The sequence below is a fragment of the Nocardia sp. NPDC049149 genome (genome assembly GCF_043197455.1).
In the GTDB taxonomy this organism is placed as follows: domain Bacteria; phylum Actinomycetota; class Actinomycetes; order Mycobacteriales; family Mycobacteriaceae; genus Nocardia.
In genome coordinates, this window is record NZ_JBICTD010000010.1 from 200,952 (window position 1) to 214,906 (window position 13,955).

The window sequence follows — 13,955 nt, forward strand, 5'->3', positions numbered from 1 at the left end:
GGCCCGAAACGGCAAGAACATGGTCGGGCAGTGCCCACTCACCTGCGCTTCTCCTTCTTTCTGGTACTCGGGGCAGCTTTGTCGGCGGCCCCTTTCCTGCGGGGCGCCGGACCGTCGGCGGGCTGCGGTGGCTCGCCGTCGAGCACCTGACGCAGCACCGGCCCGATCGCGGCGAGCGATTCGGGTGCGGTCATCGCCGAGTGCCTGCACGGGAGTTCGTGATCGTGGATGTCGCCGGTGACGAACGGCTGCCAGGCCGACGCGCGCCGCTCCGGGTCGGCCCGGTTGATCTCGTCCGCGGCGGCGGTGAAGAACACCAGGTCACCGTCGAAGACGCGGGGCCGGAAACTGTGCGCGAGCAGGGTGCCATTGGTGTAGCCGGCGTACAGCCGTTCGAGGTGCTCGACGGTGAGCGCCGCGAACGGCCCCGGCCGCGCACGCAGCAGCTCTGCCGCATCGCGCAGGTTCATCGCGGGGTCGAGGGGTGCGTCGAGTTGATCGGCGCCGAACTCCTCGATGATCTCGGCAACGCTCGGGATCGCGTGCTCGAGCCAGGCGTCGGAGAGGCGGTAGCTGTCCATCATCGACAGCAGCGCGACCTCCTCGCCCGCTTCCTGCAACCGCACCGCCACCTCGTGCGCGATCAGCCCGCCGAGCGACCAGCCGAGCAGATGGTAGGGCCCGGTCGGCTGAATCGACTTGATATGTGCCACATACTGTCCCGCGGCCTCGGCGATGGAGGCGAAGCCGTCCTCCCCCGCGACGTGCGGCGCCTGCAACCCGTACACCGGTCGGTCCGGCGCGAGGTGCGCGAGCAGTCCCGAGTAGCACCAGGCCAACCCGATCGCGGGATGGATGCAGAACAGCGGCGCATGGTCGGCCGACTGCCGCCCGCCAGTGCTCACCCGCCCCACCGGCTCCGCCGGCTGCCGTCCCCGGAGGGGCCGGATCGGCAGGATCGGGCCGAGCGCGGCCGCGATGCCTGCGCCGGAGTCGTCGAGCCGCGCGGCGATGGCGGCGGGCGTCGCCTCGCCGAACATCACCTGCACCGGCAGGTCGAGACCGTTGGCCCGTACCTGCGCAACGACTTTCGTCGCGAGCAGCGAGTTGCCGCCGAGCTCGAAGAACCCGTCGTCGACGCCGACCGATTCCACGCCGAGCACCGCGGCGAAGGCCGCGCACAGCGCCATCTCGGTCGGAGTGGTCGGCGCACGATAGCCGACCGCGGCGGCGAACACCGGTTCCGGCAACGCCTTTCGATCCAGCTTGCCGACCGGGCTCAGCGGCACCGCGTCGAGCAGCATGATCGATTGCGGCACCATGTAATTCGGCACCAGCTCGGACACGTGATCGATGAGCTCGGCCGCGGTGAGGTCGATGCCGTTGCGCGCCTTGACATACGACACCAGCGCGGTGGTGCCCGCCGGTGTGCGATGTCCGATGGTGGTGCTGAACTCCACCCCGCCGTGCCGCGCCAAGGCCGCGTCGATCTCACCGAGTTCGATACGGAAACCACGGATCTTGACCTGATGATCGGTGCGTCCGACGTACTCGATCTCCCGGCCGATGCCCGCGCTGCGGCCCGCGGCGAACGAACCGTGCCCGGTCCACCAGCGCACCAGGTCGCCGGTGCGGTACATCCGCTCGCCCGGCTTGCCGAACGGGTTGGCCACGAACCGCTGTGCCGTCAGGCCCGGCCGGTTCAGGTAACCGCGGGCCAGCGCCGAACCGGACAGGTGCAGCTCGCCGGTGACCCCGACCGGCGCTGGATGCAGGCGCGCGTCCAGGATCGTCGCGCTGACGCCGCGGATCGGGCCGCCGATGGTGATCGGCCCGCCCGGCGTCATCGGCTGCGAGATGATCGTGACGATGGTCGTCTCGGTGGGGCCGTACACGTTGTACAGGTTGCGATTCGGCGCCCACCGGGTGACCAGGTCCGGCGGTAATGCCTCGCCGCCGACGAGCACATGCTGCAGCTCGGTGACGCCGGTCGGGTCGACCGTGCCGAGCGCCGAGGTGGTGATGAACGCGTGCGTGATCGCCTCGTCGATGAACACCCTGGCCAGCTCGGCCCCGCCGACCACCCCTGGCGGGGTGATCACCAGGGTCGCCGCGCCGCCGAGCGCGAGCAGCAGGTCGAGCATCGCGGCATCGAAGCTCGGCGTCGCGAAATGCAGGACGCGGCAACCGGGTTGGACGTCGAACCGCTGCGCGGTCTCCGCGGCGAAGTTCGAAAGGCCGCCGTGCGTGACCACCACGCCCTTCGGCGTTCCGGTCGACCCGGACGTGTAGATCACATACGCGGGGTTGTCCATCCGCAGCGGGGCGGTGCGCTCGGCCGCGGTGATCGGCTCGTCGGACGAATCGAGCACGAGCCCACGGAAACTCGCCTCGTCGAGCACGATCCACTCGACCCCGTCGGGCAGCTCGTCCCGATAGTCGCCGAGGGTGATGCCGAGTGCCGCACCGGAATCCGACAGCATGTGCGCGATCCGCTGCGCCGGATACAGCGGGTCGACGGGCACGAACGCGGCGCCTGCCTTGGCCACCGCGAGCACCGTCGCCACCGACTCGACCGACCGCGGAATGCCAAGTGCCACCAGCGTTTCCGGGCCGACGCCACGGCCGATGAGCACCCTGGCCAGCCGGTTGGTCCACCGGTCGAGCGCGTCGTAGCTCACCTGGGTGTCGTCGGCGCGCAACGCGATCGCCGCGCGGTCGATGTTCGCGGCCGCCTCGAACACCTCGGGGAAGGTGACCGGACGGTCGGCCTCCGCGCCACGGACCGGGGCAAGCCCGGACCATTCGGCGGGATCGAGCAGTTCCAGATCGCCGACCGCGGTGGTCGGATTCGCCGCGATCGCGGCGAGCAGCCGGACCAGCCGCTTGCCGAGCCGCAGCGCGGTCTGCTCGTCGAACAGATCGCTCGCGTAGTTCACCGTCAGCGTGATGCCCGCCGGTTCCCGTTCCGGTGTCTGCGCCTCGGTGAGGGTGAACTGCAGGTCGAACTTGGCGATGCCGGTGTCGATATCGGCCGCTTCGATCCGCAGCTCGGGCAGTTCCAGCCCGCCTGCGGGCTGATTCTGCACCGAAAGCATCACCTGGAACAGCGGGTGATGCGCCTGCGAGCGCGCCGGATTCAGCACCTCGACCAGCCGCTCGAACGGCACGTCCGCGTGCGCGAACGCGTCGAGATCGGTGTCGCGGACGGTGTGCAGCAGGTCGGTGAACCTGGCGTCCGGATCGATGCTGGTGCGCAGCACGAGCGTGTTGACGAACATGCCGATCAACCGGTCCAGTGCGGGATGACCGCGGCCTGCGACGGGCGAGCCGACCGTGATGTCGTCGAGGCCGGTCATCCGGTGCAGCAGCACCGCGAGTGCGGCGTGCAGCACCATGAACATGCTGACGTTGTTGCTGGTCGCGACGGTCCGCAGTTCCTTGTGGGTGAACGGATCCACGGTGCATTCGACCAGCCCGCCCTGGTAGGACGGCACCGGAGGCCTTCGCCGATCGGCGGGCACGGTGAGCAGCTCGGGAATGCCGTCGAGTGCACCGCGCCAGTAGTCGAGCTGACGGCTGAGCACCGACTCCGCATCCGACTCGGCGCCGAGCGTGTCCTGTTGCCACAGTGTGTAATCCGCGTACTGGATGGCCAGCTCGTCCCACTCCGGCGACCGGCCTGCACAGGCCGCCCGGTAGGCGGTCGCGACATCGACGGCCATCGGTTGCAGCGACCAGCCGTCCATCGCGATGTGGTGCACGACCAGCACCAGGACGTGCTCGTCGGAGACCTCCGCCGGATTCTGCACACCCTGGTCGCCCTCCGGCGACACCGAGATCAGCGCGGCGCGCATCGGCACCATGCCGGCGAGGTCGAATCCCGGTGCGGCGAAACGCCGTACGGCCTCGTCGACTGCGTCCGGCGTGACCGTGGCGACGAACAGCGTGATCGCCGCACTGGCCAGATCGAGCACCTGCTGGGCGGGTTCGCCCCCGGCCTCGGGGAACACGGTCCGCAGCGTCTCGTGCCTGCCCTGCACCGCGTGCAGCGCGACGACCAGCGCGTCCACGTCGAGCTTGCCGTTCATCCGCAGCACGAGCGGCACGTTGTAGGCACCGGCCGTCTGATCGGTGGTCGCGCCGGATCCGTTGAACCGGTTGAGGAACCACAGCCGACGCTGTGCCGCCGACAACGGAATCCGCTCGGGCCTGGTGCGCCGGACCAACGCGGGCCTGGCATCCCCGCCCGAAGGCCCGGAGTCGAGCAGCGCGGCGAGCTCGGCCACCCGCGGCGCGGCGAACACGGTGCGCACCTCGAGCCTGGTATTCGTCGCCGCGGCCAGCCTGGCGACGAGTTGCGTTGCCAGCAGCGAGTTTCCGCCGATATCGAAGAAGCTGTCGTCGGCCTGCACGGCGTCGACGCCGACCAGTTCGCCCATCACCTGCGCGACGAGCAGCTCCGATTCGGTCTCCGGCGCCCGCGCCGCCGCACTCGCGACGAGCTGCGGTTCCGGCAGCGCGGCGGTATCCAGCTTGCCTACCGGCGTCAACGGGATCTGTTCCAGCACAGTGATACTCGCGGGCACCATGTGCGACGGCAACTGCGCGCCCACATGGGCGCGCACCGCCTCCAGATCCACACCTGCGTGTTCGTCGGCCGGTTGGACGAAGGCGACGATCCGATCCGCGCCCGCGACGTGGCGTACCTCGGTGTGCGCGAACCGCACTCCGGGGTGCTCGCCGAGGGCGGCGGTGATCTCGCCGAGCTCGATGCGGAAGCCGCGCACCTTCACCTGGTGATCGCTGCGGCCGAGGTAGCACAGCTCCCCCGCGCCGTTCCAGCGCACCACATCACCCGTGCGATACAGCCGTGCGCCCGCCGGGCCGAACGGGTCGGCGACGAAACGCAGTGCGGTGAGCCCGAATCGGTCGAAGTACCCGCGTGCAACGCTGTGGCCGCCGAGGTACAGGTCGCCTGGCACGCCGATCGGCACCGGCCGCAGCCGCTCGTCGAGCACGAGCGCCCGCACCCCGCGCACCAGCGTGCCGATGGTGACGGGCCGGTCTGCGGTCAGCGTCGCGATGGTGGCGACGATGGTCGTCTCGGTCGGCCCGTACCCGTTCAGCATGGTCCGGCCCGGCGCCCAGCGGGCCACCAGGTCGGGCCCGCAGGCCTCGCCGCCGACCATCAGCGCACGCAGGTTGGGCAGCGGCCACCGCTCGTGGTCGATGGTGGCCAGCGCAGCCGGTGTCAGGAACGTGTGCGTGATCCGCTCGCGTTCCAGCAGCGCGCCGAGCTCGTCGCCGCCGTAGATCTCCGGCGGGCAGATCACCATGGCCGCACCGGAACCCACCGCGAGCAGCAGGTCCAAGACGGCCGCGTCGAAGCTCGGCGAGGCGAAATGCAGGGTGCGCGAGTCACGGTCGACCCGCATCCGGTCGCGAAGCTCGTCGGCGAAATTGGACAGCCCGGCGTGCGACACCGCAACGCCCTTGGGCTTTCCGGTGGAACCGGAGGTGTAGATGAGGTAGGCCAGGTCGGCCACCTCGACGGTGCGCAGGCGGTCGAGATCATCGACCAATTCGTCGTCGTGGCTGTCGAGTTCGGCGGCGAAGCCGGGATCGTCCAGCAGCAGCCAGTCGGTGACCGGGCCCGCGGTGGCGGCCGCGTGCAACCGGTCGGCATGGGCGGCAACGGTGATGCCGATCCAGCAGCCCGAGTCGGTGAGCATGTGCCGAATCCGGTCGGCCGGATAGTTCGGGTCGACCGGCACGAACGCGGCGCCGGACTTGATGACGCCGAGCACCGCGACGACGGACTCGATCGATCGGGTGAGGCCGAGCGCCACCCGATCCCCCGCACCGACGCCGCGCGCGATCAGGGCGCGCGCCAGCCGATTCGAGCGCCGGTCGAGGTCCGCATACGCGAGCGTGACCTTGCCCGATTGCACGGCGATCCGATGCGGATGCATGTGCGCGGTGGCGGTGAAGTACGCAGCGAGCGTGCACTGCGGCGTGATCGCCCCGCCGGTCGCCGGGGTGAACAGGCGGCGCTCGCGCTCGGTGCGGGCGTCGATGTCGCGCACCAGGACTCGCGGATCGGCGGTCACGGTGGCCAGCACCCTGAGGAACCGGTCGGCCAGCGTATCGATCGTCGATTCATCGAACAGCTCTGCGGCATAGACGAATTCGAACTGCCGTCCGGGCTCGCCCGGTCCCGCGTCGCACCCGATGTGCGCGACCCGAAGCTCCAGGTCGAACTTGGCGAGCGCAATATCGAGTTCGCTGGCGCGCAACGCGAGACCGGGCAGTTCGAGGGTGGGAACCGGACTGTCCTGCACCGTCAACGCCACCTGGAACAGCGGATGCCTGCCGTTCGCGGCGCCAGCCCTGCTGTCGCGCCCCAGCTCCTCCACGATGCGCTCGAACGGCACGTCGGCGTGCGCCATCGCGGCCAGCTCGGTATCGCGGTCGGCGCGAAGCAGTCCGGCGAAGGTGCGATCCGGGTCGACGTCGGAGCGCAACACCAGCGTGTTGACGAACATGCCGACCAGCTCGTCGAGCTTGGTGTCGCTGCGCCCGGCGACCGGGGTGCCGATCACGATGTCGCGGCCGCCGGTCACGCCGCGCAGCAGCACCGCGAGCGCCGAACGCAACACCATGAACATGCTGACGCCCTGTTCCCGCGCCAGCTCGGCGAGGGCGCGCTGGACCGGATCCGGCACCGTGAAGCGCACCACGCCCGCCTGCTGTGTCGGTTCCGCGGGACGCGGCCGGTCGTACGGCAGCGGGAGTTCCTCGGGCAGATCCGTCAAGGCCGAGCGCCAATACGCAAGCTGACTGCCCGCGAGGCTGGCCGGGTCGTTCTCGTCGCCGAGGCAGGCGCGCTGCCACAGCCCGAAGTCCGCGTACTGCACCGGAAGTGGCGCCCACGCGGGTGCCGCACCGTCGTGCCTTGCCACGTAGGCGGCGGCCAGGTCCCTGGTCAGCGGGCCGAGCGACCAGCCGTCGGCGGCGATGTGATGCACCGCGATGCCGAGCAGGTAGCGCTGGGATGCGGTGCGCAGCAAGGTCATTCGCAGCGGAGTGGTCCGCACCAGATCGAAACCGGTGTGCGCGAGCGTACGCAGCGCGGCCGCGGCACCCGCCTCGTCGACGTCGATCGGCTCGACCGCAGGCAACGCCCGCGCGGTCGGCAGCACCGACTGCTTGGCCCCTGCGCTGTCCTCCGGGAACACGGTGCGCAGCACCTCGTGCCGCTCCACCACGTCCGCCAGCGCCGCCCGCAGCGCGGGCACATCCAAATCTCCGGCGATTCGGATAACGAAAGCGATGTTATATGCGCTCGATTCGGGAGAATATCGATTGAGGAACCACAGTCGCTGCTGCGGCAGCGACAATGGAATGCGTCCCGGACGCGGGGCATGCACAGCCAGCGCCAGCCGCTGCGTCCGGGGCGCTTCCGTGAGCCGTTCCGCGACGCCAGCGACGGTCGGCGCCTCGAAGATCACCCGCACCGGCAGGTCGACGCCGAACTCCGCGTGCAGCGCGGCGGCGAGCCTGGTGGCGAGCAGCGAATTGCCGCCGACGTCAAAGAAGCTGTCCTCGGCGCCGGTGATCGGGCGCCCGAGGATGTCGCCGAACACGCCGGCGACGCGCAGCTCCAGGTCCGTGCTCGGCGCGCGCGTCGACCCGACGGCGGCAAAGACGGGCGCCGGGAACGCCTTTCGATCCAGCTTGCCCGCCGGGGTCACCGGCAGCTCGTCCAGTACGGTGACCGAGGCGGGCACCATGTAGCCGGGCAGGCGCTGGCGGGTGGTCTCGACCAGCGCGGCGGACTCCACCGGCTGGTCCGCGGTGACGTACGAGGCGAGGCGGGGCTCGCCGTGCTCGTCGGTGTGCACCACGGTCAGCGCGAACGTCACGCCGGGATGCGCGCGCAGCACGTGGTCGATCTCGCGCAGCTCGATGCGGAAGCCACGGATCTTGATCTGGTCGTCGGCGCGGCCGAGGAAGCGCAGCTGTGCTGGCCCCGCCGACTGCCGTCCGCCGCTCGGCTCGACCACGACGAGGTCGCCGGTGCGATACATCCGCTCGCCCCGCCTGCCGTGCGGGTTGGCCGGGAAGCGTTGTGCGGTAAGGCCGTAACGGCCGTGGTAGCCACGGGCCAGGCCGGGCCCGGACAGGTACAGCTCGCCGGGGGTGCCCGGCGGCACCGGATGCAGCCTGGCGTCGAGCACGAACAACCGCATGCCACGGATCGGCATGCCGAGCGGCACCGGACGGCCGGGCACCATCGGCCCGGTCGCGGTGGCCGCGACCGTCGCCTCGGACGGCCCGTACATGTTGTGGATGCGGTGGGTGGCCGACCAGGTTTCGACGAGCTCCTCCGAGCAGGCCTCACCGCCGACGATCACGGCCTCGAGCTCGTCGAGCCCCTCGGTCGGCACGGTGGCCAGCGCGGCAGGGGTGATGAAGGCATGGGTCACCCGTTCGTCGCGCAGCAGCGCGGCGAGCTCGGCGCCGCCGTACAGGCCTGCCGGGGCAACCACGATGGTGGCGCCCGCCGCGAAGCCGAGCAGCAGCTCCAGCACCGACGCGTCGAAGCTCGGCGACGAGAAGTGCAGCGTCCGAGCCGAATCCGAGACGCCGAACAGATGCATCTGTTCGTGCGCGAGCGAGGCGAGGCCTGCGTGGGTGACGATCACTGCTTTCGGCTTGCCGGTCGATCCGGAGGTGTAGATCAGGTAGGCCGGGTGCGCCGAGCACAGCGGGACGTGCCGGTCTGCGTCGGTGAGCGGCTCTGCGGAGTAGCGCGCCGATTCCGCGGCCAGCTCGTCGGAGCCGAGCACCAGCCAGTCCACGTAGGTTTTGCGGTGCTTGCCCCGCGGCGCAGGCCATTCCGGCATGGCGGCAAGGGATTCGGCGTCGGTCAGGCCGAGGATGGCGCCCGAGTCGCCGACCATGTGCGCGATCCGCTCACCGGGGTAGCCGGGGTCGATCGGCACATAGGCCGCACCGGTTTTCGCGACGGCCCAGACGGCGGTGATGGAATCCAGCCCGCGGGGCAGCGCGATCGCGACAACCACCTCGGGACCAGCGCCGTGCTCGATCAGGGTGCGCGCCAACCTGTTCGACGTTTCGTCGAGCTCGCGGTAGGTGGTGTCCACGCCGAGGTAGCGCACCGCGACCGCGTCCGGCAGGCGCTCGGCCGTGTCGGTGAGCAGTTGGGCCAGTGTGCAGAACGGCTCCGCGGGTGAGCCCGCGATCGGCACCAGGTTGGCCTGTTCGCGGCGGTCGAGGATGCTGAGATCGCCGATCGGCAGGTCGGGTGCGGCCACCGCCGCGTGCAGCACGGCGACGAATCGGCGGGCGAACGATTCGACCGTGGTGCGGTCGAAAATATCGGTGGCATAGCCGAACTCGGCGGACAGCGGGCCGTCGGCGATGTCGTCGTGCACGACGAGCTGCAGATCGAACTTGGCGATGTCGGAGATGATCGGCAGCACCTCGGCGTGCAGGCCGGGCAGCGTGATGTGCAGGTCGGGGGCACGGTCGTAGGACAGCATCACCTGGAACAGCGGATGCCGTGCGGCCGACCGTTCCGGGTTGACCACCTCGACCAGCCGCTCGAACGGCACGTCGGCGTTGGCGAAGGCGTTGAGATCGGTCTCGCGCACCACGTCGAGCATCCGATCGAAGCCCGCGGCCGGGTCGATCTCGGTGCGCAGCACCAGCGTGTTGACGAACATGCCGACCAGGTCGTCCAGCGCCGGATCGGAGCGGCCCGCGATCGGGGTGCCGATGGCGATGTCGGTGCTCGCGCACAACCGGGAGAGCAGAGTGGCCAGCGCGGCGTGCAGCACCATGAACATGCTCACGCCCCGGCTGGCGGCCAGTTCGCTTGCGGCGCGCCGGATCTCGGGTGCGATGGTGAACTCGACCCGGCCGCCGGTGGTCGACCTGCGCAGCGGGCGCGGGCGATCGAGCGGCAGATCGAGCTGATCGGGCAGTCCGGCCAGTGCCGAACGCCAGTGCGTCAGTTGGCCACTCAGCGCGCTGGCCGCGTCGGATTCGGCGCCGAGCAGTTCCCGTTGCCACAGCGCGAAATCGGCGTACTGCACCGGCAGCGGTGTCCACTGCGGCTCTGCGCCCGCGGTCCTGACCGCCACCGCGGTCATCAGGTCCCTGGCCAGCGGCGCGATCGACCAGCCGTCACCGCAGATGTGGTGCAGCACAACGAGGAACACCCACTGGTCCGGTCCGGTGGTGTAGAGCGCGACCCGGATCGGGGCTTGGCTGCGCAGGTCGAAGCCGTACCCGGCGAACTCGGTGGCCAACGCCGCGACGTCGGCGCCGGTGGCGTCGATCGGGTCGAGGGTGAGCGGGATCTCGACCGCGGGATGGATCAGCTGGTACGCGCCCTCCGCCGACTCCGGGAAGGTGGTGCGCAGGCTCTCGTGTCGTTCGATCACGTCGACCAGGCCCGCGCGCAACGCCTCGACGTCGAGCGCGCCCTCGATCCGGACGGCCAACGGCATGTTGTAGGCGGCGGCGTGCTCGGCGAACCGGTTGAGAATCCACAACCGCTGCTGGGCCAGCGAGAGCGGAATCCGCTCCGGGCGTGCGCCTGCGACCAGCTTCGGTGCGGCCACATCCGAGGTGCGGGTGGCGAAGCGCTGGGTGAGCGCGGCGATGGTCGACGCTTCGAACAGGTCGCGAATGGTCAGACCGGTGCCGAGGTTGGCGTTGATCCTGGCGACCGCGCGGGCCGCGATCAGCGAGTTGCCGCCCAGGTCGAAGAAGCTGTCCTCGACGCCGATGTCGTTGGTGCCCAACACTTCCGCGAAGACGCCAGCCAGCATCCGCTCCACCTCGGTGCGCGGCTCGGCGGTGGACCTGCCCGCCGACCGTGCCCCCGTCGCCGGGGCGGGCAGCGCCTTGCGATCGATCTTGCCGTTGGTGCTCAGCGGCAGTTCGTCGAGCACCATCAGCGCCGACGGCACCATGTAGGCAGGCAGGGTGCGGCGCAGCGCATTGAGCAGCGCGGCCGTGTCGAGCCTTGCCTCGGTGGTCCGTCCCGCGGTCCCGGCCGCGACCACATACGCGACCAGCTCGTCGCCGTTGCGGCCCGCGTGCGCCACGCAGACCGCCCTGGCCACCTGATCGTCGTCGAGCAGCGCCGCCTCGATCTCGCCGAGTTCGATGCGCAGGCCGCGGATCTTCACCTGGAAGTCGCTGCGGCCCATGTATTCCAGGACACCCGTCTGCTGTCCCTCCGGACCTTCAGCGGCCAACTGCCAGCGAGCCAGGTCGCCGGTGCGATACATGCGCGCGCCTGCGGTGAACGGGTTCGCGACGAACCGATCGGCGGTGAGCCGGGATTGGCCGAGGTAGCCGCGAGCCAGTTGGACGCCTGCCAAATACAGCTCGCCGACCACACCGGGCGGCACCGGCCGCAGCCGCGCATCCAGCACGTAGGTCTGGGTGTTCCACACCGGTGAACCGATCGGCACGCTCGCCGGATCGGCGGGGCACGGCCAGTAGGTGACGTCGACGGCGACCTCGGTCGGGCCGTACAGGTTGTGCAGAGCGGGACCGTGCCGGTGCGCGGCCTGCGACGCAGGCGAGCGCCGAGGCGCCACATCCGGCGAGGCAAGCGGAGCGGGCGAGCGTTCGGGCACCGCAGGCGCCGGGGTGGGTGTGCGCAGCGCGGCATGGAAGTCACGGACGGTGGCGGCGGGCAGTGCCTCACCACTGCAGAACACTTGCCGCAGCGCCGTGCAGCCGCGCACGTCGGTGTCGGTGACGAACACCGAAAGCATGGAGGGCACGAAATGCGCTGTGGTGATGTTCTTTTCGGCGATGATGCGCGCCAGGTACCCGGGGTCACGGTGCCCGTCGTGTTCCGCGATGACGAGCCGAGCGCCGATCTGCAAGGGCCAGAAGAACTCCCACACCGAGACGTCGAAGGTGGCCGGAGTCTTCTGCAGCACCGCGTCGGTGTGATCGAGCGGATACTCGTGCTGCATCCAGCGCAACCGGTTGACGATCGCCGCGTGCGTGACGCCGACGCCCTTCGGCTTTCCGGTGGAACCCGACGTGAAGATGACGTAGGCGAGGTGGTCGGCGCGCAGCGGGGCGCTGCGGTCGGCGTCGGTGATCGGCCCGCCGTAGACCTCGGACAGGTCGAGGGTGTCGATGGCCAATTGGGCTGCGGTGTCCGGCAATTCGAGCTCGTCACGGGCGGCCGTCAGCACGCAGACCGGTGCCGCCTGCCGGACGATCTGCTCGATCCGCTCGGCTGGATGCTCGGGGTCGAGCGGCAGGTAGGCGGCGCCCGCCTGGACGACCGCGTACATGCCGACGACCAGGTCGATACTGCGGCGCAGGCACAGGCCGACCACCGTCTCCGGTCCCGCGCCGCGTGCGATGAGCAGCCGGGCGAGCTGGTTGGCACGCTCGGCCAGCTCGCCATAAGTCAGCGTCACGTAGCGACTCGATGAGGGGTGGTGGTCGGGCGACGGGTGGGTCACTGCCTCCTCGCCGAATTCGAGCGCGATCGCCTCCGGGCACTGCGCCGCGCGCTCGGCGAACAACTCGGCCAGGGTCCCGGTCTGTGCTGGCACGTCGGTGGCGTTCCAGTCGTGCAGCACCCGCTCGCGTTCGGCATCGGTGATCGCGGTCAGCGTCTCGGCGAGCGTGTCCGGCGCGGCGGCGAGGAAGCGGGTGAGGAAGTCGAGGTAGCGGTCGTGGTGCACGGCGACCTCGGCCTCGCTGTAGAGCCGCGGGTTCGCCTCGAAGTCGACGTGGATGCGGTTGCCCTCGCCGTTGTACAGATTCACCGACAGGTCCTCGACGGGACCGGTGGCCAGCACGTTCAACGAGCCGACCAGGCTGCCGAACTTGAGCTCGTTGTGGAACAGCATGATGTTGACCATCGGGCCGAAGAATCCGCGGGCGTCGCGGGAGTACCCGCAGTCGCGGCGGATGTCGTCGTGCCGGTAGCGCTGGTGCCGCAGCGCGCCGGTGATCTGCAGTTCGGTCGCCTTCACCACGTCGGCGACGGTGGTGTCGGCGGCGAACTTCAACCGGATCGGCACCACGTTGGACACCACGCCCGCCGAACGCCGCAGCGACACCGTGGTGCGCGCGGACACCGGAAGGCTCAGCACCACATCCGGATTGCCGGTCACCGACCGCACGTAGGCGCCGAGCGCCGCGACGAACAGCGCCGAGTTGGCGGTGCCGAACGCGGTGACGGCCGCGTCCATCGCCGACTGGCCGCGGTCGTCGAGCACCGCGGTGGCGGTCCGCCTGCCCACGTCATGGGTGGCGGCGGTGACGGTGGCGCCGCCGAGGCTCATCGGCTCGCCCGCACCGGCCAACTGCTCGAGCCAATAGTCGCGGTCGTGGCCGCACCGCTTGGAATCGCGGTAGCGCACCTCGTCGGCGTAGATCTCGGCCAGCGGTGCGGCGCGGGATGCGACCGGCTCCGTGTGGTTTTCGAGTGCGGTGTAGATCTCCGCGGTGCGAGTGAGCGCGTTCATCGCGCCGTAGCCGTCGATCACGATGTGATGGGCGCGGGCGTACCAGATGTAGGTCGAATCACCGGTCCGCAGCACCACATTCGTGGTGAGCGGGTCGCGCTCCAGGTCCATCGGCGAGCTGGCGTGCTCGCTCATCCAGCGCATGGCCGCCGCGTGCGGGTCGGCCTCGGCGCGCAGATCGACCCTGGCCCAGCCCGGCCTGCGCGTGGAATCGACCAGCTGGTGCGGTATTCCGTCGATCTCGAGCAGCCGCAGGTGACCGACCTGCGCCTCGGCGCCGAAGCGCTCGATCGCGTACAGCAGTCGTCCGACATCCAGGTCTCCGTGGATCTCGACGTACTGCGCGATGGTCAGTGGCACATCCGGGCGGATTCGTTGTGCGTACCAGAGTGCCGTCTGCGC

The 13,955-nt window shown here is 70.2% G+C and carries 1 protein-coding gene; it reads right to left on the bottom strand.

All coding sequences use genetic code 11. The features are described from left to right. Window positions 1-38: 38 nt before the first annotated feature. Entirely contained in the window at window positions 39-13,913 is a 13,875-nt protein-coding gene (locus ACGFNJ_RS34340) for an amino acid adenylation domain-containing protein (protein ID WP_393458005.1), read from the bottom strand. Window positions 13,914-13,955 lie beyond the last annotated feature (42 nt).